Origin of the sequence: Erythrobacter sp. NE805 (genome assembly GCF_046452355.1) — a bacterium.
In the GTDB taxonomy this organism is placed as follows: Bacteria; Pseudomonadota; Alphaproteobacteria; order Sphingomonadales; family Sphingomonadaceae; genus Erythrobacter.
Genome location: NZ_JBKFDI010000001.1, coordinates 561,907 through 583,490, shown reverse-complemented (window position 1 = coordinate 583,490; position 21,584 = coordinate 561,907). Strand labels below are relative to the sequence as shown.

The following is a 21,584-nucleotide window of genomic DNA, read 5'->3' as shown; positions in this document are numbered from 1 at the left end:
GCAGGTGGACGGCTTCCTGCTCGCCTTCCTGCTCGTCCTCGCGCTGGCGAGCGGCGGGCGCGACCAGCGGCTCGTCGCCCAGCTTGCGGACGCCTCGGGCCGCAGCATCGCTCCGCTCGCCGCTGCACTGTGCGCCGCCGTCGTGAGCGCCGCGGCGATGGCGATCGTCGGCGCCGAGTTCGCCGCGCTCCTCCCCGGACGGGCGCGCCAGATGCTGGTCGCCTTTGCGCTCGGCATGGCTGCGGTCGAGCTGGCCTGGCCGGTGCGGACGGCGCCGCTCAGGGAGCCGACCCGCTCGCTGCCCGCCCTGTTCCTCGTCCTCCTCTCGCGCCAGATCGGCGACGGCGCGCGCTTCGCGGTCGTCGCGCTCGCCTGCTGGAGCCTCGCCCCGGTGGCGACCGGCCTCGGCGGCGCGCTCGGCGGGGCGGGGGCGGTGACGCTCGGCTGGTCGATGGGTGCGGATACGCTCGCCCGCTGGCCGCTGCGGGGCGTCCGGCTGTGCCTCGCCGCGCTAATGCTCGTCGCGGCGCTGTTCATCGGCCTCGACGCGCGCTTCGCTCCGGTCTGATCGCATCGGGCGTTCACACTGGCCGACAATTCCCGCGGGAATAACCCCGGTTACCCTCCCATTTGAGTGAGCATCGATGCCACCGCGACATGGTCGCGGGCGACACCCTCACCCAAGGAGATCCCGATGGCCACCGCCAACGACAATTCGAAGACCGCCCTGATCGAGGAACTGAACGGCCTCCTCGCCGATCACTTCGCGCTCTACATCAAGACCAAGAACTTCCACTGGCACGTCATCGGCCGCCATTTCCGCGACCTGCACCTGCTGTTCGACGAGCAGGCCGACCAGATCCAGGCGCAGATCGACATCATCGGCGAGCGCGTGCGCAAACAGGGCGGCGACACGCTGACCTCGGCGGGCTCGGTCAGCAGGTACACGCAGATCGCGGACCAGGACAGCACCGCATTGAAGGCCGAGGCGATGATCGAGGAACTGCGCGACGACAACGTGAAGGTGATCGCGCGCCTCAGGAAGCTCAAGGAGCTGGCCGACGAAGCGGGCGACAACGCCACCGACAGCCTGATCGACGACTGGACCGACGAGGCCGAGGAGCGGGTGTGGATGCTGAGCTCGTTCCTCAACGAGCGCCACGTCGACGCCTGATCTTGAAGCGGGCCGCTCCCTGTTGCCGGGGGCGGCCCGTTTGCTATTGAAGCCCGCATGAGCGGGATCACGATCATTGAAGACGCCGACGCGGCGGACATCGCCGACTGGCTCGAGGAACGGCTGCGCGGCGCCGAGGGCCGGGCCGCGGCCATCTCGGTGCCGGGCGGATCGACCCCCTTTCCCATTCTCCAGGAACTGGCAGAGCGCGGCCTCGATGCCTCGCGCCTCGCGGTGTGGCCCAACGACGACCGGATCGTGCCCGAGGATCACGAGGCCTCGAACACCGGCAAGATCCGCGCGCTGCTCGAGCCGCTCGGCGCTGAGGTGGTGGCGCTCGCGGAGGGGCTGGCGGTGCCGCATTTCGACCTCGTCTGGCTCGGCATGGGCGAGGACGGGCACATCGCCTCGCTGTTCCCCAACACCGACCCGCAGGTGGACGATTCCCAGCCGATACGCCGCCTCACCCCCGATCCCCTGCCGCCGCACGCCCCCTTCGACCGCATCACGCTGACGATCCCGAGCCTGCTCGCCACCCGCGAGCTGATGTTCGTGATCCGCGGCGCGGAGAAGCGCGCCGTCTTCGAGGCTGCCGCGCGCGGGGAGAGTGACCTCCCCGTCGCCCGCCTGCTCGACGCGGCGCGGGTGCGCGGCATCCCGGTCACCGTCTTCGCCTGAGCCAATGGCGAACCTGCTCCCCGCCCCGCTCCACCGCGCGCTGATGCCGCTCGCGCACCGGATCCGGCACCGCTGGCGCAGCTGGCGCAAGGTGCCGCTGGCCGGGGTGAGCGTCGTCGTCACCAACATCGGCGGCGACGTGCTGCTGCTCAAGCACTCCTACGGCCCCGCGGTCTGGGCCCTGCCCGGCGGCGCGCTCAAGGCGGGCGAGGACCCCGCCGAGGCCGCCCGCCGCGAGGTGCGCGAGGAACTGGGGATCGAGCTCGCCCGGCTCGAGACCGTGGCGGTGCTCGAGGAGGAGATCTCCGGCTCGCCGCACACCGCCCACGTCTTCGCCGGCGTCTGCGACCGCCAGCCCCGCCCCGACGGCCGCGAGGTCGTCGAGGCGCGCTTCTTCCCCTCGCACTCGCTCCCCGAGCCGCTCGGCCGCACCACGCGAACGCGGATCGCGGCATGGAAGGGGCGGGGGGTCGAGTAGCCCCCAGTCCCTCCCCATTCCTTCGGAACGGGGAGGGACCTAAAGCAGCCTGAGCTGCGCCGCATCCTCCGCCGGCTTGTCCTCCTCCGCACCCTCGAGCGCCGAGAGGGTCAGCCCCATCAGCCGGATCGGCTTCGGCAGCGGCAGCTCCGCCTCGAGCAACCCGCGGGCGAGGCTCGCGAACTCGGCCTTGCCGCTGACATGGCGGTCGAGCGAGGTCGCGCGGGTGATGATCCGGAAGTCGGTGAACTTGAGCTTCAAGGTCACCGTCCGCCCCCGCGCCTCGGCGGCCTCGATCCGCTCCCAGACGATGTCGACGATGTTCTCCAGCGTCTCGCGAAGGGCCGCGCCGCTGCCGATGTCCTCGGAGAAGGTGCGCTCGCCGCCGACCGATTTCCGGATGCGGTGCGCGCGCACGGGCCTCAGGTCGATGCCCCGCGCGGCGCGGAACAGGTAGTCGCCCATGCTGCCGAAATGCTGCCGCAGGAAGGCGATGTCCCTGGCCGCGAGGTCGGCGCCGGTGGCGATGCCGAGCGCCTGCATCTTCGCCTCCGCGCGCGGGCCGACGCCGTGGAAGCGTCGCACCGGCAGCCCGGCGACGAAGCCCGCGCCCTCGCCGGGGCGGATGACGCACAACCCGTCGGGCTTGTTCTGGTCGCTCGCGAGCTTGGCGAGGAACTTGTTGTAGCTGACCCCGGCGCTCGCGGTCAGCCGGGTCTTGGCGCGGATCTCCTGGCGGATCAGCTCGGCGATGCGGGTCGCGCTGCCGATCCCGAGACGGTCCTCGGTGACGTCGAGATAGGCCTCGTCGAGGCTCAGGGGCTCGATGACGGGCGTGTAGTGCTCGAACACCCGGCGGATCTGGCGGCTCGCCTCCTTGTAGGCATCGAAGCGCGCGCGCACGAAGACGAGCTCGGGGCACAGGCGCCTGGCGGTGACCGAGGGCATGGCGCTCCTGACGCCGAACTTCCGCGCCTCGTAGCTCGCCGCCGCCACCACCCCGCGCCCGCCCGCGCCGCCGACCGCGACCGGCTTGCCGCGCAGCTCCGGGTTGTCGCGCTGCTCGACGCTCGCGAAGAAGGCGTCCATGTCGACATGGATGATCTTGCGCAGGCCGAGCTCGCTAACGGGCTCGTCCGGGCGCGCGCTGTCCCCTTCGCCTGACGGAGCCGCTGCGGTCATGCCTTGCAAATAGAAGCTTGCATCGCCCGAAGGAACTGTTGCTGGAACCAATCACCACACCTGCCATTTTGTGCAGATGCGAAAAGAACACTGGTCATCCGGCGAAGCGATGGGCAAGGGCCCGGCGATGGCCACTTCGCTCGTCCCTGCTCCTGCCTCCGCACCGCCCGCCCGCAAGGCGCTGGGCGAGCGCGAGCTGATGTGGATGATGGCGATGCTGATGGCGCTGAACGCCTTCGGGATCGACGCGATTCTGCCTGCGCTCGACGCGCTGGCGGCCGACCTCGCGGTGGCTGGGAACGACCGGCAGTTCGTGATCGGCGTCTACCTGCTGACCGGCGGCATCGGCTCGCTGGTCCCCGGCGCGCTCGCCGACCGCTTCGGGCGGCGCCCGATCCTGCTCGGCGCGGTCGCGGTCTACATCGTGCTCTCGGTCCTCTCCGCGCTGGCGCCGAGCTACGATGCGCTGATCGCGGTGCGCGCCGCGCAGGGCTTCTTCGCCGCGGGCATCGTCGCGCTTCCCCCGGCGATCATCCGCGACCGGGTGGGCGGCGACAAGATGGCGCGCATGATGAGCCTGATCTTCGTGATCTTCCTGATGGTCCCCGCAGTCGCCCCGAGCATCGGCGAGGGCATCCTCCAGCTCGGCAGCTGGCGCGCGATCTTCGGCGTGATGGCGGTGCTCGGGGTGGTGATGGGCAGCTGGGTGTGGCTGCGCCTGCCCGAGAGCCTGACCGAGGCGAACCGCCAGCCGATCGTCCCGCGCACCATCGCTGCCAACATGGGCCGCGCGCTGACCCTGCCGAGCGTCGCGGGCTACGTGATCGGCTCGGCGCTGGTGTTCGGCGCGCTGTTCGGCTTCATCAACTCCTCGCAGCAGCTCATCGCCGAGACCTTCGGCGCGGGCGACATCTTCCCGCTGGTGTTCGGCATCTGCGCCGGATCAATGGCGCTCGCCAGCTGGTCGAACGCGCGGATCGTCGAGCGCTTCGGCGCGCGCCGGGTGAGCCACGCGGCGCTGTTCGCCTTCATCGCGGTCAGCGCGGCGCAGGTGATGTTCGCCTTCAGCCCGGAGGAGCGGCTGTGGCACTTCGTCCCGCTGATGGCGATCAACATGGCGCTCCTGGGCTTCATCGGCAGCAATTTCGGCGCGATCGCGATGAACCCCTTCTTCGCGATCGCCGGCGCGGCGAGCTCGGCCCACGGCTTCGCGCGCATGACCACCGGGGCGCTGCTCGGCAGCGTGATCGGCTATGCCTATGACGGCACCGCCCGGCCCCTCGCGCTGGCGCTGCTGGCGAGCGGGCTGGCCTGCCTCGTGCTGGTGCTGTGGAGCGAGCAGGGCAAGCTGTTCGGGCCGTCAGATGCGGAGATGGAGGGGTAAGCAGGCCCACCCCCGGCCCCTCCCGCAGGCGGGAGGGCAGGATCAGCGCCGACGAGTTCCCCTCCCGCTTGCGGGAGGGGCCAGGGGTGGGCCCTTCTAGGCGTCGGCCCCCAGCCTTCTCCACGCCAGCTCGGCGAACTCGCACAGCAGCGGCCGCGTGTCGCGCGGGTCGATGATGTCCTCGACGTTGAAGCGCTCGGCCGAGCGGAACGGCGAGGTGACCTTGGCGAGGCGCGCGCGGATTTCCTCGAGCAGCGCCTCGGGGTCCTCCGCGGCTTCGAGCTCCGACTTGTAGGCGACCTCCAGCCCCCCGGCGATCGGGAGCGAGCCCCAGTCGCCGCTCGGCCAGCAATAGCGGTATTGGAACGCTTCCGCATTGCTCATCGCGCTCCCGGCGATCCCGTAGGCGCGCCGCAGGACCACGCTCGCCAGCGGCACCGTCGCGCGGTAGATCGCGTTCATCGCATTGACCCCGTAGCGGATCGTCCCCGCAACTTCCGCCTCGCGCCCGATCATGAAGCCGGGGTTGTCGACGAGGTGGACTATGGGGAGACGGAACTGGTCGGCGAGACGCACGAAGCGCTCGACCTTCTCGCTGGTCTTGGCCTCCCACGAGCCGCCGAGATAGCTGGGATCGCTGGCGATGACGAACACCGGCCAGCCATCCAATCGCGCCAATGCGGTGATCGCGGCGCGGCCCCAATGCTTGCCGATCTCGAAGACGGTGCCGTGATCGAAGACCATGTCGAGGCAGCGGCGCATCGAATAGACCTGCTTCTCCTCGCGCGGGACGAGAGCAAGCAACGCCTCCTCGCGCCGGTCGGCGGGGTCGCCGGTTGCGATGCGGCCCGCGTGCTGGCCCACGTATTCCGGCATGAAGGAGAGGAAGTGCCGCGCGCGGGCGAAGGCCTCGGCCTCGCTCGCCACCTCGTCGTCGACCACCCCGTTGCGGGTGTGGATCGCGCTCCCGCCGAGCGCCTCCTTGGCCTCCTCGTGACTGGCCGCGCCGCCCTTGTAGGCCTCGCCCAGCCCGTCGACCACGGCAGGCCCCGCCGCGAAGATCTGCGAGAGGCCCTTGACCATGATCGAATAGTGGCTGGCGACGGTCCGCGCCGCGCCGAGCCCCGCCGTCGGCCCGAGCGCCAGCGCCACCACCGGCACGGTGTCGAGGTTCGTCACCACATCGCCCCAGCCGGGCACGGCGGGAATGTAGGTCGCCCCGATCTGCTCCAATGTCTTGACCGACCCGCCGCCGCCCGTCCCGTCGATCATGCGGATGATCGGCATCTTGAGCTGATGCGCCATCATCTCGGCCTGCACCATCTTGCGGCTGATGCCAGCGTCCGCCGCGCCGCCGCGGATGGTGAAGTCGTCGGCGGTGGCCACAACAGGCCGGCCGTTGATCAGCGCCTTGCCGAACAGGAATGGGGCGGGGGTGACGCTGGCGAGGTCGCCATCGGCGTCATACTTCGCGCTGCCCGCGATCTTGCCGATCTCGCGGAAGGAGCCTTCGTCCACCAGCGCCGCAAGCCGCGCGCGGGCGTCCATCTTGCCCCGGCCATGCTGCCGCGCCACCTTGTCCGCGCCGCCCATCTGTTCGGCGAGGGCTTCGCGGCGGCGCAGTTCCTCGAGTTCCTTGGTCCAGGTCATCAGCCGGCACCCAGTGCGGCGAGCCCCTCCTCGCGCGTTATCACCGGCGCGTAGCCCAGCCCGCTGCGCGCCTTGTCGCCGACGAGGGTGCAGTCGCAGCGCATCACCATCGCCGCATGGCGGGTGAGCGGGGGATCGCCCTTGAGCCGAAAGTTGCGCCAGATCGATTCGCACGCCGCGCCCGCCAGCGCAGCGAGCCAGCCCGGGAGCGACTTGTTGGGCAGGCTCAGCCCTTTCGAGGCCGCCATGCCGGTGACGATGTCCTTCATCGTCACTTCGCCGTCATCGAGGATGAAATAGGCCTCGCCCGGGGTGCCGCCGGTCAGCGCGAGTTCGATGGCGTGGACCAGGTTGGCGATGTGGGTGGTCGATGTCACCGCCTTGCCGCCGTCGATCCAGGTCCAGTTCCCGGCCTTCGCCATCGCCTCGACGGTCGGCAGCAGCGTCGTGTCGCCGGGCCCCCAGATGAAGCGCGGGCGCAGGACGATGGTCGCGAACCCCGGCGCGTCGGCGGCGCGCACCGCCATCTCGGCCTGCGCCTTGGTCGCGCAATAGGGGTAGGGCGAATTGGGCGCGAGCGGGTAGGTCTCGTCCGCACCGCGGATGTGCTGGCCGTAGACGATCGCCGCCTCGGTGCCGATGTGGATGAAGCGCGACGCCCCCGCCGCCCGTGCCGCGGCGAGCATCCGCTCGGTGCCGAGCACGTTGAAGCGGTACCACGCATCGGGCGGTCCCCATGCCTCGACATGGGCGGCCGCGTGAATCACCGCGTCGCATCCCGCGAGGTCGGCGGCGGTGACGGTCTCGAGATCGCAGCGCACCGGCTCGGCCCCCGCGGCGCGGATCGCGGCGTCGGACTTCTCCGAGCGCGACATGGCGCGCACCGTGTGGCCCCTGGCAACGAGATGGCGCGCGGCCGCCCCGCCGACGAAGCCCGATGCGCCGGTCACGAAAATGATCATGCGTTCGCTCTCCCCGATGCCCGGTCCCGAATCCGCTCGGGCCGGGCTTGCCACAGTCCTGCACTTCTTTGCGGCGCGCACGCCAGAGGAAAGTGGGGGCCTTCGACAAGCTAAGGGCGAACGAAGTGGGAGTATCCACCCCATTCGTCATCCCAGCGAAAGCTGGGACCTCGGGCCTCGTAGGGCAGCGCTTGTCGCCCTAGGCCCCAGCGTTCAACCTTCGGTTGTGCTTCGCAACCGCTGGGGTGACGGATTATTCGGAGGTGGCAGGCACCACCCGGCAGAGCATTGCCTCAACCTGCACCTGCCCGCCCGCGCTGACGGCCAGCCCCTCTACCACCCCATCGAAGGGCGCGGTGAGGGCGTGTTCCATCTTCATCGCCTCGAGCACCATGAGCCGCTGCCCGGCGGTGACCGCCTGCCCCTCGGCGACATCGACCGCGATGACCTTGCCCGGCATCGGCGCAATGATGGCACCATCGGCGGCGGAGGCTTGGCCGGTGCCGTCGTGGCGATCGCGTGTGATGCACCATGTTTGTCCGGCATCCACGCCGATGACTCGATCCTGCACATGCAGGAGCTCGAACCAGTTTTCATCGGCGCGGGGCTGAATTTCCAGTTCCAGTTCCTGCCGCGCCCCATTGGCCCGAACAGCAACCGCAATCTTCTCGTCGGCATTCAGACGAAATCCGTAAGGAATGCTCCAAAGCTGAATCGGCTTTGTCGCGCCTTCGGTTGCATCGATTGCAGGTTCCAGCAGCAGTTTGCGTGTGGCCTGGCGCATGAAGTCTTGGCTCGGCTGATCGGCCGGCACCAACGCATCGGTATGATGCTCGATGAAGCCTGTGGTCACGTCGGCCTTTCGAAACGCCTCGTGATCGAGCGCACGCACGATGAACGGCGCGTTGGTCTTGACCGGCCAGACGAGAATTCTTGAGACAGTCCCGGAGAGTCTGGAGATGGCTTCTTCACGGTCTTCGCCCCACGCAATCACTTTTGCGATCATGGGGTCGTAGAATGGTTGAACCGTGTCTTTTGGTTCGACACCGCGATCTATCCGATGATCGGACTCATCGTAATAGCCGTCGCCCAAGAGCATCAGTTCAATCTTGCCCGTGCTCGGCAAAAACCCCTTCGCCGGGTCTTCCGCATAGAGCCGCGCCTCGATGGCGTGGCCGTTGATCGCGAGGTCTTCCTGCTTGAGCGGGATGGGCTCACCGCTCGCCACGCGCAGCTGCCATTCGACCAGATCGACCCCGGTGATCTCCTCGGTGACGGGGTGTTCGACCTGAAGCCGGGTGTTCATCTCCATGAAGAAGATGCGATCCGCGCGCAGGCCCTCTGAGGCATCGGCGATGAATTCGATCGTGCCTGCGCCCTCGTAATCGACCGCCTTGGCGGCGCGCACGGCGGCGGCGCAGATCGCCTCGCGGGTCTCCGCGTCCATGCCGGGGGCGGGGGCCTCCTCGATCACCTTCTGGTGGCGGCGCTGCAAGGAGCAGTCGCGCTCGAACAGGTGGACGACGTTGCCGTGGGCATCGCCGAACACCTGCACCTCGATATGGCGGGGCGAGGTGATCCACTTCTCGAGCAGCACTTGCGTGTTGCCGAAGGACGCCTTGGCCTCGCGGCGGCAGCTCTCCAGCGCGGCGGCGAAATCGGCGGAGGCATCGACCTTGCGCATCCCCTTGCCGCCGCCGCCCGCGACCGCCTTGATGAGGACGGGGTAGCCGATCGCTTCGGCCTCCGCGGTGAGCCGCTCGACCGACTGGTCCAACCCGTCGTAGCCCGGCGTCACCGGCACGCCCGCAGACCGCATCAACTGCTTGGCCGCGTCCTTGAGGCCCATCGCCCGGATGCTCGAAGGCTTGGGTCCGACCCAGGTGAGCCCCGCGTCGATCACGGCCTGTGCGAAGTCGGCGTTCTCGCTGAGGAAGCCGTAGCCCGGATGGATCGCATCCGCGCCGGTCGCTTGCGCCGCCGCGATGATCTTCGCACCCACGAGATAGCTCTCGGCCGCGGGCGAGGGGCCGATATGCACCGCCTCGTCGGACTGCCGCACATGCAGCGCCTTGGCATCGGCGTCGGAATAGACCGCGACGGTCGCGATCCCCATCGCGCGGGCGGTGCGCATGATCCGGCAGGCGATCTCGCCGCGGTTGGCGATCAGGAGCTTGGCGATCATCGCGCGGGCTCCTCCGGCGCGCCGAGCTTGGCGCAGTCGGCGGGCGGGACCATCGAGAAGCTGGTGTTGGCGACCTTCCAGCCCTCGGCGCGCCGGACGAGGCTCAGCGAATCGATCCCGCAATGCGTGGTCCGGCCGCCCGCCACGAACCGGTAGGGGCCCCAGACCTGCGCCATGTCGCCGTCGACCAGCACGGTTCGATAGACCATCCGCTCCCACAGGCCGGGGGGCGACTTGGCCCAGTTCTCGAGGTGCTTCGCCACCGGCACGACGGTGATCTCCGGCGCTGACGGATCCATCCGGTCGTGGATGTAGATCGTGCCGGCGGGGTCCATCGTGGTGGCGAGCGCGGTCTTGTCCGGGCTCTCCAGCGCATCGAAGAAGGCCTCGACCGCGGCGATGACCTCGCTCTGTTCCGGCGAGGGCGAGGGCGAGGGTTCGGCGGCGGCGAGCGGCGCGGCGGCGAAGAGCGCGGCAGCTGTGGCGATGAGGGCTTTCATGCGAGGCTGGTTAGCCCGGCTTGGTTGCAAAGGAAACCGCTTCGCCACCGCGCCTTCCCGGTCACCGCGCCGGGACCCCGCTTCGCCTTCGACCGCCGAAGCAGCGGGGCACCGGGTCAAGCTCGGGGAGGCGTTGCGGGTGAGGTGGGCCGGTAGTCGGCGATGCCCCAATGAATCCCGCCCGCCGGCATCTTCTCGCGGTTGAGCACGGCCGAGAGGAGCGCGCGCACGCCGTAGAGCGCCTTTTCGCTTCTCGGGACGTAGGTGCGCGAGTTCCAAGCCTCCGCCCCGCGCGCGCGGACCTTGCGGCCGATCGCGCCGTAGATGCGCGCCGCCGAGAGCACCGCCCAGCGGCTGCGGAAGGGGAGCTTCGCCGCGCCCACGCGGGCCGCCGCCTCGTGCTTCTCCACGAGCGCGACCAGCCGCGCGGCCATCTCGGCGAGTTCCTTGCGGTGGTGCGGCTTGGTGTGCTGGCCGGGCTCGATGTCCTGTTCGACCAGCCATTCGATGGGGAGGTAGCAGCGCCCCGCCGCATCGTCCTCGACGATATCGCGCGCGATGTTCGAGAGCTGGAAGGCGAGCCCGAGATCGTTCGCCCGGTCGAGCGTCTCCCGGTCGTCGGAAGAGACGCCCATCACCACCGCCATCATCACGCCCACCGCGCCCGCCACATGGTAGCAGTAGCGCAGCATGTCGGCCTCGGTGCGCGGGCGCCAGTCCTCGGCGTCGAGCTGGAATCCGGCGATCACGTCCTCGGCCATCTGCGGGGTGAGGCCAACTTCGGCGGCGACCACGCCCAGCGCGTCGAAGGCCGGGTCTCCGGTCGGCTGGCCTTCGAAGGCGAGGGCGGTGAGGCGACGGATGTGGGCGAGCCGCTCGGCAAGGTCCGACTGGTCGCCGAGCTCGCCGCCCATGTCCTGATTGTCGGCGATGTCGTCGGCGCGGCGGCACCAGGCATAGAGCAGCCAGGCCCGCTCGCGGGTTTCCTTGTCGAACAGCCGCGCGGCCGCCGAGAAGCTCTGCGAGCCGCGCTTGATCGACAGGCGCGCGTGCTCGACCAGCGCGGCGCGGGTGGCTGCATCGACCGCCATCGCGAGCGCCTAGAGCTCCTCGGCCTTCATGCGGAAAATCGGGGTGTGGGGCTCGTAGGCGGCCATCTTCGCGAGGAGGTCGCCGATGGTCTCCGCCGCGATCAGGATGTTCTGGTGCTGGGGCCGCACGAAGCCGACCTCGGCCATCTTGGCGTTGAAGGCGATAAGGTGGTCGTAGAAGCCAAAGGCATTGAGCAGGCCGACGGGCTTGCAGTGGTAGCCCAATTGCGACCAGCTGATCGCCTCCCACAGCTCGTCCTGCGTGCCCACGCCGCCCGGGATGGTGACGAAGCCGTCGGAAAGGTCGGTGAAGCGCTGCTTGCGCTCGTGCATCCCGCTGACGGTGACGAGCTCGTCGCAATCGTGGTTGGCGACCTCGGCCTTGACGAGCGCCTCGGGGATGATCCCGATGACGTGGCCGCCCGCTTCCTTCGCTCCGCGCGCGACCGCACCCATCAGGCCGAGCCTGCCTCCGCCATAGACGAGCCCGATCCCGCGCGCCGCAAGCTCGGCGCCGACCTCATAGGCGAGCTGCACATAACGCGGGTCCTCCGGCGAGGCAGAACCGCAATAGACTGCGAGGCGTTTCATTTGCGCCAGGATCCCGTTCCGCAGGCCAGATCGAGGATCTTGCCATCGCCCGGGTCCTGCTCGGGGTTGGCATCTTCCATTTCGAGCTTTGCGACCGGCACATCGAAGCTGCCGTTGACCGATTGGATAATGCGGACCTTCTGCATCCCGATCTGCCGGGTTTTGCAGTCGACCGCGGCTATCGTGTCGGCGACGATCTGGTCGCCCTGATTGACCTCGGTGCGGATGAGCACCTGGACGTAGCGGACCCCGTCGATCACGGTTTCCGCGCGCCACGCCTCGTCGATCCAGCCGGTGAGCCCGTCATCTTCCTGGGCGATCGCCCAGCGGTGCGCATGACCGGCCTGAACAAGCGGCGATGCGCCGAAGTCGGTTGCGGCAGCAGCGAGCAGAAACAGCCATCCCATCATCACACACCCACCCTCGCCAGATCCTCCAGCATCAGGCCCGCGGTCGCCTTCGCGCTCCCCACCACGCCCGGGATGCCCGCGCCCGGGTGGGTGCCGGCGCCGACGAGGTAGTAGTTCTCGATCACGTCGTCGCGGTTGTGGCCGCGCAGCCAGGCGCTCTGCCACAGCACCGGCTCGAGGCTGAAGGCGCTGCCCATGTGGGCGTTGAGGTCGGCCTTGAAGTCCTTGGGGGCGTAGCTGAACTTGGTGACGATCCGCGAATGGATATCGGGGATCAGGCGGCGCTCCAGCTCGTCGAGGATCATTTTCTCGAGCCGCGGGGCGACCTCGTCCCAGTCGAGCGGCATCTTGCCCATGTGGCTGACCGGCACGAGCGCATAGAAGGTGCTCTTTCCCGCGGGCGCCATCGAGGGGTCGGTGACGGTCGGGTGGTGGAGGTAGATCGCGAAGTCCTCGGGGACGACGCCGTTCTTGTAGATGTCGTCGAGCAGCCCTTTGTAGCGCTTGGCGAACAGGATCATGTGGTGCGGGATACCGGGCCAGGTGCCTTCCAGCCCGAAATGCACCACGAAGAGCGACGGCGAGAAGCTCTTGCGATTGAGGCTCTTCGCCATCTGCCGCCCGCGCTCGGAGCCCGACAGCAGGTCCTTGTAGGAGTGCATGATGTCGGCGTTCGAGGCGACCGCGTCGAAACGCTGGCGCAAGCCGCTCTTGGTCTCGACCTCGGTCGCGCGGGTGCCCAGGGTGTGCACCTGCACCACCGGGTCGCCGATGCGGATCGTCCCGCCCAGCCGCTCGAAATGCCGCACCATCCCCGCGATCAGCCGGTTGGTGCCGCCGCGCGCCCACCACACGCCGCCGTCCTTCTCGAGCTTGTGGATCAGCGCGTAGATCGACGAGGTGTTCATCGGGTTGCCGCCGACCAGCAGCGTGTGGAAGCTCAAGGCCTCGCGCAGTTTCTCGTTCTCGACGTAGCTCGCGACCATCCCGTAGACGCTCCGCCACGCCTGCTCCTTGATGAGCGCAGGCGCGGCCTTCAGCATCGACTTGAAGTCGAGGAACGGCTTGGTGCCGAGCTTCAGGTAGCCCTCGCGATAGACCCGCTCGGAATATTCGAGGAAGCGCGCATAGCCCGCGACATCGGCGGGGTTGAGCTTGGCGATCTCGGCGTTGAGGCTCGCTTCGTCGTTCGAATAGTCGAAGTTGGTGCCGTCGGGCCAGTTGAGACGGTAGAAGGGCATGACCTTCATCAGCTCGACATCCTCGGCGATGTCGTGGCCGGTGAGTTGCCAGAGCTCCTCGAGGCACGGCGGGTCGGTGATCACGGTCGGGCCGGCGTCGAAGGTGAAGACGCCGTCTTCGGTGGGCTTCTCCCAGAAATAGGCGCGCCCGCCGGGCTTGTCGCGGCTCTCGATCACCGTGGTGGCGATGCCGGCGGATTGCAGGCGGATGGCAAGCGCGAGGCCGCCGAAGCCCGATCCGATCACGCAGGCGGTGCGGCCTTCGTAGCGTGCGGCCAGCGCCGGGTTCACGCCTTTGCCGGGCGTGAGGTTGAGCTTCGCATCGGCGTTCATGCCGGGGTCTCCGTGTTGAGGGGCTTGCCTGAAGAGAACAGCGCGCGGATGGCGCGCGGGATAGCTACGGGCGGCTTGCCCGTGAGGATGCGCAACCGGTCGGGCCAGGTCGAGCGGCCCGCGTAGAAGCGCTCCACCAGCCCGCCCTTCAATGCATAGAAATGCTCGAACACCACCACCCGCCGGCCCGGTTCCGCCGCCTCGAAGAGCATCCGGCTGAGCATCCGGTAATAGGCGGTGGCGCGCCAGTGGCGCTTCGCGCGGCGCTTGCAGAAGGCGGCGAGCTCCGCGCCCGAGACTTGCGGCCGCCGCGCGATGAGCCCGGCGATGGCGAGCGCGTTGTCGACCGCGAATGGCAGGGTGTAGCTCGTCAGCGGATGCGAGAAGCCCCCGCGCGCGCCCGCCAGCGCGACCCCCGGGATCGCGACCTCCGAGAGCGCCGCGTCGAAGTCCCCGCCCGAGATGACGGGAAGGATCCCCGCCTCCTGGTCGATCACCTCGCCCGCCCAGCCATGCGCCTTGGCATAGGCGGCGACCCGGCCCTTGAGCACCGCGGCGTCCATCTTCGGCTGGTCGGCATAGTAGGTGTCCTCGATGAACACCTCGTCCTCGGACAGCGGCAGGACATAGACGAAGCGGTAGGCGGCGCCGTTGCCGTGCGGGGCGACCTGGTCGACCATCGCGTCCATGATGACGGGGCGGGTGAGGCCGTGGGGCCTGTCGCACCGGAAATGCTGGCCGAGGAACACCTGCCAGCCCCCGGCGAGCGCCGTCGAGGGCTTGAAGGCGCGGGCGTCGATCACGCGCTTGGCGGCGATCCGCGTGCCGTCCGCGAGGGTCACGCCGGCGGCGTCGAGGTGTGCGGCTTTCGTCTCGAGCATCACGCGGTCCGCGGGCAGCTGCGCGGCGAGCGCGCGGTGGAACTCGGCGCTGGCGAGCGACCGGTAGGCGGTCGGCAGGGTGCGCTGGAGCGCCGGGAAGGCGATGTCGTAGCCCTCGTCCCAGCCGTTGAGGCGAAAGCCGCGCGTCAGCTCGCGCGCCGAGGGACGGATGTCGGTCTCGAACCAGCTCCAGCGGTGGTGGCCGCCGAGCGTCCGCCCGGCCTCGATCAGCACGAAGCGGCACTCCGGCACCTGGCGGTGCAGCGCGAGCGCGATCAGCCCGCCCGCGAGCCCCCCGCCGACGATGACGACGTCATGCGGGGCCGTCTCGGACGCGGCGGGGCTGTGCGGGGAATCGACCATGCGCGAAGTGCCCTAGGGCAGACCCTCGCATTGGGCAATCGCGAGGGGCTTTTGCGATGTTGCAACATCACGTGGAAACATTAGAGAGCCGGGCGCGTTCGCGCCATCGTCCCACCCTCTCCCAAGGATCGCACCCCCGTGAGCACCCGCCCCGTTATTGCGCCCCTCGCGCTCGCCGCCTGCCTTGCCGCCTTCGCTGCCGCCCCCGCGCTCGCCGCCGGGGAGGATGCAGCCGCCGAGGACAGCACCGCCGCGGAGCAACCCGCTCCGCCGCCCGCGCCCCCGGCGGCGCCGCCCTTCGCCTTCGCCAAGCCGGTGTTCGACGAGACCTGGGCGACGCTCGGCCTCGGCGCAGGACTGGTGCCGAGCTATGCGGGCTCGAACGACTACATCGCCTTCCCGCTGCCGCTGATCGCCGGGCGCGTCGGCGGGGTGGGGATCAGCCCCAACGGGCCGGGCTTCTCGCTCGACCTGTTCTCGCCCAGGCCGACCCTCGCGCCGCGCACGAAGCCGCGCCTTGCCGCCGGGCCGGTGCTGCGCTTCCGCAACGACCGCGCGAACCGCATCACCGACACGGTCGTCGCCCGCGCCGGCAAGCTCGACGCGGCGCTCGAGCTCGGCGGCAATGTCGCGGTGATCTTTCCCGGCGTGTTCCGCAAGTTCGACCAGCTGACCCTCGGCGCGCAGGCGCGCCGCGACGTGCTCGGCGCGCATGGCGGCTGGGTGGTCGAGCCGCAGGTCGGCTACCGCGCGCTGCTCGGCAAGGCCTTCACCTTGCAGGCGCAGGTCAGCGCCGAGTTCGTCGACGAGAGCTTTGCGGATTACTACTTCACCGTCACCCCCGCGCAGGCGACCGCGACCGGCCTGCCGCAGTTCCGCGCCGACGGGGGATTGAACCGCATCGGCACCACCGCGACGCTCGCCTACGACCTCGACCGCAATCCGCTCAACGGCGGGTGGAGCCTCACCGGCGTGGCGGGCGCGGGCCGGATGATCGGCGACAGCGCGCGCACCCCCTACACCCGGCTGCGCGGCGATCCGAACCAGTTCATCCTCGGCGCGGGGGTCGCCTTCACCTTCTGAGGGGAAGCGCCTTAGCCGCCCCCCCCTAGCCGCCCATGTGCGCGGTCATCGCGGCGATCACCGCCGCCTCGATGCGCTTCTCCTCGTCGGGCGTGGGCGGCTCGTTCTCCATCGCCGTGCGCAGCTGCATGATGTCGCCGCGCACGAGGTTGAGCTTGAACAGCGCCGGCTTGTTGCGCGCCATCTGGCCGAGCGCCTCGAAATCGGCCGGGGTCAGCTCGCCCATCGCCGAGGCGGTGGCGCGCCGCATGTCGGCCTCGACCTGGCTGCGGCTCACCTCGACCGCGTTGGGGTCCTTGCCCTCGGCCATCGCCGTGCCGATGCCCGAGACGACCGAATCCGCGGTCACGTTGCGCGACATGGCGGCCATCAGCTTGCGCCCGATCGGCGAGCGGTAGAGCTCGGCGATGTCGCGCGCCTCGGCGGGGCTGAGGTGGCGGGCGAAGGCGGCGAGCATCCGCGGGCGGTATTGGGCGCGCACCCGGTCGCCGTAGGAGACCAGCGCCGGGCGCAGGCCAGTGACGATCGCGGCGATCAGCCCGGGCTTGGCGGCCTCGAGCGCGGCGATCTCGGGCACCTTGGCATATTCGCGCGCGATCGAGGCGGCGATGCCGTCATAGGCGGCCTGCTGGTCCGCGGAATCGAGCATCGCCGCGAAGAGCTCGCCATAGGCGGGGTCCTCCGCCGCCGCCGGGGAGGCGGCCTCGACCGGCGGCCGGTTGGGCGCGGCCTCGCCCGCGGCGGGCATCAGCGCGAATGCGAGCGCGGCCGCGAGCGCGGGACGCGGGAAGGAAGAAGCCAAGCTGCCAAACCCCTGTTGTTGCTGCGCACAGGACCATAGCGTCAACCCTGCCCGCGCCAAGCCAATCCCGGCGCGGGCGGCGTAAAAAGCCTTCCCGGCTGAGCGCTTGCCTTGGCGAGCGAGCCGCGCCATCACCGCATCCAGACAAGGGGAGGACAATCCGATGCACCACTTCGCCAAGCTCCTGGGCGCGGGCGCCGCGCTCGCGGGGGCCTTCATCGCCGCGCCGCTCGCGGCCGAGACGGTCGCGATCCGCGCCGGGAGCGTCATCGCCGACGCCGCGGGCGAGCCGAGCGGGCCGGCGACGATCTTTGTCGAGGGCGGCCGGATCGTGTCGATCACCCCCGGCCACGAGGTTCCCGCCGATCGCGAGATCGACCTCAGCGGCAAGACCGTGCTCCCCGGCCTCGTCGACCTCCACACCCACCTCACCGGCGATCCGGGCGGCGATTTCTGGAAAGCGACCACCGAGCCCGAGGAATGGGGCGTGGTCGTCGGCGCCAAGAACGCGCGGATCACCGCGCTCGCCGGCTTCACCACGGTACGCGAGGCAGGGAGCGGGCGCGAGACCGCCTTCTCGCTGCGCCGCGGCACCGCCGAGGGGCTGATCCCGGGGCCACGCATCGTCGCCGCCGGCCCCGCGCTCTCGATCATCGGCGGCCATGCCGACGTCAACGGCTTCCGCCCCGAGGTCAACGAGCTGCTCGACACCGGCTTCAACTGCACCGGCGCGGTCGAATGTGCCGCCAAGGTGCGGCTCGCCAGCCAGAACGGGGCGGACGTGATCAAGATCACGGCGACCGGCGGCGTGCTCAGCCAGCAGGGCCGGGGCCTGGAAGCGCACTTCACTTTCGAGGAAATGAAGGCGATCGCCGACACCGCGCATTCGCTGGGGCTCAAGGTCATGGCCCACGCCCACGGCGCGCGCGGGATCGAGCAGGCGGCGCGCGCCGGGATCGACACGATCGAGCACGGCACCTTCATCGACGAGGCCGCCGCCAAGGCCATGCGCGAGCGCGGCACGGTGCTGGTGCCGACGCTGATGGCCTTTCAGGGCGTCTCCGAGGGGCTCGGCAAGGGGGTCTATACCCCGACGGTCGAGGAGAAGATCCGCATGACCCAGCCGGTGATCGGCTCGCTCGTCGCCCGCGCCCGGCAGTACGGCGTCACCATCGCCTTCGGCACCGACGCGGGCGTGTTCCAGCACGGCCGCAATGCGCAGGAGTTCGCGCTGATGCGCGCCCAGGGCATGAGCGACCGCGAGGCGCTCGCCGCGGCGACGACCGGCGCGGCGAAGGTGCTGGGCATGGAGAACCAGATCGGCCGCCTTGCCCCGGGCTATTCGGCGGACATCATCGCGGTCGAGGGCAATCCGCTGAAGGACGTGACCGTGCTCGAGAAGGTCGGCTTCGTGATGGTCCGCGGGCGGGTGATCGAATAGCGATGGAGGCCGCGCAGCCTTCGGCCGGGCCGATGCGGCCGGACCACTACCATGCGGTCGACGTGCTGCGCGGGCTCGCCGCTTTCGCGATCCTCGTCTATCACTACCGCCATATGCTGTTCCCGCCCGGGGTGTTCGACATCTACGGCGGCGACATGGCGGGGGAGCTGCCGCTCTACGACTGGCTGTTCCCCTTCTACCTCTACGGCAACTGGGCCGTGCAGGTGTTCTGGATGATCTCCGGCTTCGTCTTCGCGAAGGTCTATGCCGGGAAGGACACGCCGGGCGGCACCTTCGTGCTGCGCCGCTTCGCGCGGCTCTATCCGCTGCATTTCGTGACGCTGCTGATCGTCGCCGCCCTGCAGCCGATCGCGGTCGCCGACTTCGGCGCGCCGCTGATCTTCGGGAACAACGACGCCTGGCACTTCGTCCTCAACCTGTTCCTCGCGTCGGGCTGGGGGCTGGAGCGGGGGATGTCGTTCAACGCACCGATCTGGTCGGTGTCGGTCGAGATCCTCGTCTACCTGCTGTTCTGGCTGGTCGCGAAGCCGCTGCTGCGGGGCGGCATCGCCGGGCCGCTCGCGATCATCGCCGCTGCCGGGGCGATGCTGATGCTGGGCGCGGGCGCGCCGCGCATCTGGCAGTGCGTCCAGTATTTCTTCATCGGCTGCGCGCTCTACCACGTGGCCGGGCATCACCTGCGGCCGGTGCGCGACCTCGCGCTGATTGCCGGGGCGGCGGCGGCGGCGTGCCTCGCGCTGCCGCTCCTCGTGCCCGGCCTGCGCCTCGGCAACCTCGTCCTGCCGCTCGCCATCGCGCTGGTGGGCGGGGCGGCGCTCATCGACCTCGGCCGCTGGGGAGCGCCGATCCGCCGCCTGCGCTTCATCGGCGACAGCACCTACGGCACCTACCTGTGGAACGTGCCCTTGCAGATTGCCGCGCTGCTGCTCGCGCACAGGCTCGGGATCGCGCCCGAGGTGTGGCAAGCTCCGGCCATGTTCTTCGCCTACCTTGCAGTCTGCTTCGGGGCGGGGTGGCTCTCCTACGTCGCCTTCGAGCGCCCCGCCAACCGCGCGATCCTGCGCTGGTGGAGCGCGCGCCGCAGCGCCCCGTCAACCCTCTCCGTCTGACACGGCGCGCATCGCCGCCAGTTCGGGCCGTTCAGCAATCGCGGCGGCGGTGAAGGCCCGTGCGGCCTCGGCGGCGGCGGTGCCCTTGTGCCAGTCGAGGATCTGCATCCCTTCGGGGATCGGCGGGATCAGCAGCACGTCGGCCTTGGCGAGCGCGCCCTCGGCGGCGGCCTCGGAGGCGACCACCATCGCCCGGGTCATCACCTCGACAAGGCTCGGGAAACGCCGTGCGGGCCGGCGCCGCAGGACGATGTCGCGCAGCAGCTCGAAGGGCGTGCGCACGTCGCCGTAGCCCGCCTCGATCCGCCACGCCTCGCCCGCATTGGCGTGGAGCGCGACCACCACGTTGGGCCCCGCCTTGGCGCTTCGCATGATCTCGACCGGCACGTTGTCGAGCACCCCGCCGTCGATCAGGATGTCGCCCTCGGCGGTGACATAGGGCGGGAGGATCGTCGGCAGGCTCCCCGAGGCGCGCACCGCCTCCCACAGAGGGCCGCGGCGGTGGACGTGGACGCGGTTGACCGAAAGATTGGTCGAGACCGCGAAGTAGTTGAACGGCAGGTCGGCGATGTCGCGCTCCCCGTAGCGAAGCCGCAGCTGCGCATCGAACACCCGCGCATCGAGGAAGGAGTGCACCGGGATGGTCACCCGCCGCATCGCCTTCTGAGCGATGAACATCTCCTGCATCTGCGCGAGGGTTTCCTCGGCACTGAGCCCCATCGCCAGCGCGCCCGCCATCGCCGCCCCGGCGCTGGTGCCGCCGTAGAAGTCGATCGGCACCCCCGCCTCGATCAGCGCCTGCATCACCCCCAGATGCGCGCAGCCCAAGGCGCCGCCCCCCGCCAGCACCACGCCATTGGCGCGGCCCGCGAGGAAGCGCGCGAGGCGGGCGATGCTTGGCCCTGCGTCGAGCGCGACATGGTGGTGGAGCTTGACCCCGCGCCCCGCGAGCCAGCGGCCCGATCCGGCGATCGGCACCGCCTCGCGCTCGCGCCACAGCACCAGCGTGCGGTCCTCGGGGCGGAAACGGGCGAGGGCGTCGGTCTCGAGGGGCGAGAGCCCCGCCTCGGCCCCGGCGAGCGGGGCGATCAGCAGCAGGTCGTCGGCGTTGCGGGCGATCGCGCGGTTCCAGTCCTCGTCCCCGTCCCCTGCGAGCAGGATGCGCGCCCCGCTCGCTTCGAGCCCCGCGATCCAACGCCCGAAGGCCTCGCCGTCGGGGGCGAGGCCGCGCGGGCGGTCGGCGGGGCCGATCAGCCGCGCGTCCTCGTGGGCCGCGAGCGCCGCGGCAAGGCGCTGCGGCAGGCCCTCGGGGATGCGGCTCGCGCCCGCGGCGAGCAGCGCGACGACGCGCCCCGGCCGCGCGGGGATCGCCGCCGAGTGCGCGGTGGTGCGCGCCAGCCGCCGGGCGATTGCGGCGAGCACCCGGTCGGCAATCTCGCGGTGATCGTCGGTGACCGCGCGCCATGCCTCGCGGGTCAGGGCATAGACCGAGCTGTCGCGCGCCGCGCGCACGTCGGCGGTGCGGGTGCCCCCGGCGAAGAAGGCGAGCTCGCCGACCGGCTCGCCCGCCTCGATCTCGGCGACGACGCGCCCACCGGGCAGGATCACGTGGAAGCGCCCGGTGGCGACGATGTAGAGCGTGTCGGCCGCCTCGCCGTGGCGCACGAGGCACTCGCCTCCGCGCACCGCCACGAGCCGCGCGCGGGCGGCGAGCGCCGCGCGCACCTCGGGCGAGAGCCCGGCGAAGGCCTCGACCTTGGCGAGCGGATCGGTGCCCGCGCCCGTGCTGTCCCCCGCCTCGTTCACCCCTGCGCTCACCCTCGCTCCCGCGACTCCCCTGAACGCGCGAGCCTAGCCCAACGCCGGGGCGTCGCAAAACAAATGGATTTCGCGGTGGCGGGCGGCTATTGCCTCCCCATCCCCGGGGAGCCTGCTCAGGCTGAGAGGGGCGGTTAGCATCGCCCGACCCGTTGAACCTGAACCGATTAGCATCGGCGGAGGGAGCGGGCTGGCGTCGCCACGTGC

20 protein-coding genes and 1 riboswitch are annotated in these 21,584 nt (G+C 70.2%); of the genes, 8 read left to right on the top strand and 12 right to left on the bottom strand.

Going from position 1 to position 21,584, the window contains the following annotated elements:
* Positions 1-4 precede the first annotated feature (4 nt).
* The 4 genes from ACLBKU_RS02645 (at position 5) to ACLBKU_RS02630 (ending at position 2,330) form a co-directional block, all read left to right on the top strand.
* Positions 5-568, top strand: a complete 564-nt coding sequence (locus ACLBKU_RS02645) for a hypothetical protein (protein ID WP_410177985.1) — start codon at positions 5-7, stop codon at positions 566-568.
* Between the two features lie 126 nt (positions 569-694).
* Positions 695-1,174, top strand: coding sequence for a Dps family protein (locus ACLBKU_RS02640; protein ID WP_410177984.1), 480 nt, complete (start codon positions 695-697; stop codon positions 1,172-1,174).
* A gap of 57 nt (positions 1,175-1,231) precedes the next feature.
* Positions 1,232-1,852, top strand: coding sequence for a 6-phosphogluconolactonase (locus ACLBKU_RS02635; RefSeq protein ID WP_410177983.1), 621 nt, complete (start codon positions 1,232-1,234; stop codon positions 1,850-1,852).
* Positions 1,853-1,856: 4 nt separating this feature from the next.
* The gene (locus ACLBKU_RS02630) at positions 1,857-2,330 is read left to right on the top strand and encodes an NUDIX hydrolase (RefSeq protein WP_410177982.1); all 474 of its coding nucleotides are present in this window, start codon (positions 1,857-1,859) and stop codon (positions 2,328-2,330) included.
* 39 nt (positions 2,331-2,369) lie between these two features.
* Here the strand turns inward: ACLBKU_RS02630 and dinB are convergent, their stop codons facing one another.
* Positions 2,370-3,512: a DNA polymerase IV gene (gene dinB, locus ACLBKU_RS02625; RefSeq protein ID WP_410177981.1), complete on the bottom strand. Its 1,143-nt coding sequence runs from the start codon at positions 3,510-3,512 to the stop codon at positions 2,370-2,372.
* A 127-nt stretch (positions 3,513-3,639) separates the two neighbouring features.
* Here dinB and ACLBKU_RS02620 point away from each other — a divergent pair, with 127 nt between their 5' ends.
* Positions 3,640-4,896 (top strand): MFS transporter, encoded by a 1,257-nt coding sequence (locus tag ACLBKU_RS02620; RefSeq protein ID WP_410177980.1) that lies wholly within the window; start codon positions 3,640-3,642, stop codon positions 4,894-4,896.
* A gap of 96 nt (positions 4,897-4,992) precedes the next feature.
* On the opposite strand, the gene ACLBKU_RS02615 is transcribed toward ACLBKU_RS02620, so the two are convergent.
* From ACLBKU_RS02615 to crtY, 9 genes are all read right to left on the bottom strand, one after another.
* Positions 4,993-6,546, bottom strand: coding sequence for an acyl-CoA carboxylase subunit beta (locus ACLBKU_RS02615; protein WP_410177979.1), 1,554 nt, complete (start codon positions 6,544-6,546; stop codon positions 4,993-4,995).
* A complete protein-coding gene (locus ACLBKU_RS02610) occupies positions 6,546-7,508 on the bottom strand; it encodes an NAD-dependent epimerase/dehydratase family protein (RefSeq protein ID WP_410177978.1) in 963 nt (320 codons plus the stop codon). Before ACLBKU_RS02610 ends, ACLBKU_RS02615 begins: the two co-directional genes overlap by 1 nt.
* A gap of 253 nt (positions 7,509-7,761) precedes the next feature.
* Complete coding sequence (locus ACLBKU_RS02605) at positions 7,762-9,693, bottom strand: acetyl/propionyl/methylcrotonyl-CoA carboxylase subunit alpha (protein ID WP_410177977.1); 1,932 nt, start codon at positions 9,691-9,693, stop codon at positions 7,762-7,764.
* Entirely contained in the window at positions 9,690-10,193 is a 504-nt protein-coding gene (locus ACLBKU_RS02600) for a hypothetical protein (protein WP_410177976.1), read from the bottom strand. The genes ACLBKU_RS02605 and ACLBKU_RS02600 overlap by 4 nt, the downstream gene beginning before the upstream one ends.
* 116 nt (positions 10,194-10,309) lie before the next feature.
* Positions 10,310-11,284, bottom strand: a complete 975-nt coding sequence (locus ACLBKU_RS02595) for a phytoene/squalene synthase family protein (protein WP_410177975.1) — start codon at positions 11,282-11,284, stop codon at positions 10,310-10,312.
* A gap of 9 nt (positions 11,285-11,293) precedes the next feature.
* Positions 11,294-11,875, bottom strand: coding sequence for a TIGR00730 family Rossman fold protein (locus ACLBKU_RS02590; protein WP_410177974.1), 582 nt, complete (start codon positions 11,873-11,875; stop codon positions 11,294-11,296).
* On the bottom strand, positions 11,872-12,285 hold the full coding sequence (locus ACLBKU_RS02585) for a hypothetical protein (RefSeq protein ID WP_410177973.1): 414 nt from the start codon (positions 12,283-12,285) through the stop codon (positions 11,872-11,874). The genes ACLBKU_RS02590 and ACLBKU_RS02585 overlap by 4 nt, the downstream gene beginning before the upstream one ends.
* A complete protein-coding gene (locus ACLBKU_RS02580) occupies positions 12,285-13,859 on the bottom strand; it encodes a phytoene desaturase (RefSeq protein WP_410177972.1) in 1,575 nt (524 codons plus the stop codon). The genes ACLBKU_RS02585 and ACLBKU_RS02580 overlap by 1 nt, the downstream gene beginning before the upstream one ends.
* On the bottom strand, positions 13,856-15,103 hold the full coding sequence (crtY, locus tag ACLBKU_RS02575) for a lycopene beta-cyclase CrtY (RefSeq protein WP_410177971.1): 1,248 nt from the start codon (positions 15,101-15,103) through the stop codon (positions 13,856-13,858). Before crtY ends, ACLBKU_RS02580 begins: the two co-directional genes overlap by 4 nt.
* A gap of 138 nt (positions 15,104-15,241) precedes the next feature.
* Between crtY and ACLBKU_RS02570 the strand changes: the two genes are divergently transcribed.
* A complete protein-coding gene (locus ACLBKU_RS02570) occupies positions 15,242-16,186 on the top strand; it encodes a MipA/OmpV family protein (RefSeq protein ID WP_410177970.1) in 945 nt (314 codons plus the stop codon).
* Between the two features lie 25 nt (positions 16,187-16,211).
* Here the strand turns inward: ACLBKU_RS02570 and ACLBKU_RS02565 are convergent, their stop codons facing one another.
* A complete protein-coding gene (locus ACLBKU_RS02565) occupies positions 16,212-16,988 on the bottom strand; it encodes a DUF2059 domain-containing protein (protein ID WP_410177969.1) in 777 nt (258 codons plus the stop codon).
* A 163-nt stretch (positions 16,989-17,151) separates the two neighbouring features.
* Between ACLBKU_RS02565 and ACLBKU_RS02560 the strand changes: the two genes are divergently transcribed.
* Together ACLBKU_RS02560 and ACLBKU_RS02555 are read left to right on the top strand one after the other, a co-directional pair.
* Complete coding sequence (locus tag ACLBKU_RS02560) at positions 17,152-18,429, top strand: amidohydrolase family protein (RefSeq protein ID WP_410177968.1); 1,278 nt, start codon at positions 17,152-17,154, stop codon at positions 18,427-18,429.
* A gap of 32 nt (positions 18,430-18,461) precedes the next feature.
* Positions 18,462-19,559, top strand: coding sequence for an acyltransferase family protein (locus ACLBKU_RS02555; RefSeq protein WP_410177967.1), 1,098 nt, complete (start codon positions 18,462-18,464; stop codon positions 19,557-19,559).
* On the opposite strand, the gene ACLBKU_RS02550 is transcribed toward ACLBKU_RS02555, so the two are convergent.
* The gene (locus ACLBKU_RS02550; protein ID WP_410177966.1) at positions 19,542-21,377 is read right to left on the bottom strand and encodes a patatin-like phospholipase family protein; all 1,836 of its coding nucleotides are present in this window, start codon (positions 21,375-21,377) and stop codon (positions 19,542-19,544) included. The genes ACLBKU_RS02555 and ACLBKU_RS02550 overlap by 18 nt on opposite strands.
* A gap of 94 nt (positions 21,378-21,471) precedes the next feature.
* Positions 21,472-21,579: riboswitch (TPP riboswitch) on the top strand.
* Positions 21,580-21,584 lie beyond the last annotated feature (5 nt).

What these genes read in the sequence shown, in the direction of transcription:
- ACLBKU_RS02640 (WP_410177984.1), top strand. Translation starts at nt 695, where the DNA reads ATGGCCACCGCCAACGACAATTCGAAGACCGCCCTGATCGAGGAACTG.
- ACLBKU_RS02635 (WP_410177983.1), top strand. Translation starts at nt 1,232, where the DNA reads ATGAGCGGGATCACGATCATTGAAGACGCCGACGCGGCGGACATCGCC.
- ACLBKU_RS02630 (WP_410177982.1), top strand. Translation starts at nt 1,857, where the DNA reads ATGGCGAACCTGCTCCCCGCCCCGCTCCACCGCGCGCTGATGCCGCTC.
- dinB (WP_410177981.1), bottom strand. Translation starts at nt 3,512, where the DNA reads ATGACCGCAGCGGCTCCGTCAGGCGAAGGGGACAGCGCGCGCCCGGAC.
- ACLBKU_RS02620 (WP_410177980.1), top strand. Translation starts at nt 3,640, where the DNA reads ATGGCCACTTCGCTCGTCCCTGCTCCTGCCTCCGCACCGCCCGCCCGC.
- ACLBKU_RS02615 (WP_410177979.1), bottom strand. Translation starts at nt 6,546, where the DNA reads ATGACCTGGACCAAGGAACTCGAGGAACTGCGCCGCCGCGAAGCCCTC.
- ACLBKU_RS02610 (WP_410177978.1), bottom strand. Translation starts at nt 7,508, where the DNA reads ATGATCATTTTCGTGACCGGCGCATCGGGCTTCGTCGGCGGGGCGGCC.
- ACLBKU_RS02605 (WP_410177977.1), bottom strand. Translation starts at nt 9,693, where the DNA reads ATGATCGCCAAGCTCCTGATCGCCAACCGCGGCGAGATCGCCTGCCGG.
- ACLBKU_RS02600 (WP_410177976.1), bottom strand. Translation starts at nt 10,193, where the DNA reads ATGAAAGCCCTCATCGCCACAGCTGCCGCGCTCTTCGCCGCCGCGCCG.
- ACLBKU_RS02595 (WP_410177975.1), bottom strand. Translation starts at nt 11,284, where the DNA reads ATGGCGGTCGATGCAGCCACCCGCGCCGCGCTGGTCGAGCACGCGCGC.
- ACLBKU_RS02590 (WP_410177974.1), bottom strand. Translation starts at nt 11,875, where the DNA reads ATGAAACGCCTCGCAGTCTATTGCGGTTCTGCCTCGCCGGAGGACCCG.
- ACLBKU_RS02585 (WP_410177973.1), bottom strand. Translation starts at nt 12,285, where the DNA reads ATGATGGGATGGCTGTTTCTGCTCGCTGCTGCCGCAACCGACTTCGGC.
- ACLBKU_RS02580 (WP_410177972.1), bottom strand. Translation starts at nt 13,859, where the DNA reads ATGAACGCCGATGCGAAGCTCAACCTCACGCCCGGCAAAGGCGTGAAC.
- crtY (WP_410177971.1), bottom strand. Translation starts at nt 15,103, where the DNA reads ATGGTCGATTCCCCGCACAGCCCCGCCGCGTCCGAGACGGCCCCGCAT.
- ACLBKU_RS02560 (WP_410177968.1), top strand. Translation starts at nt 17,152, where the DNA reads ATGCACCACTTCGCCAAGCTCCTGGGCGCGGGCGCCGCGCTCGCGGGG.
- ACLBKU_RS02555 (WP_410177967.1), top strand. Translation starts at nt 18,462, where the DNA reads ATGCGGCCGGACCACTACCATGCGGTCGACGTGCTGCGCGGGCTCGCC.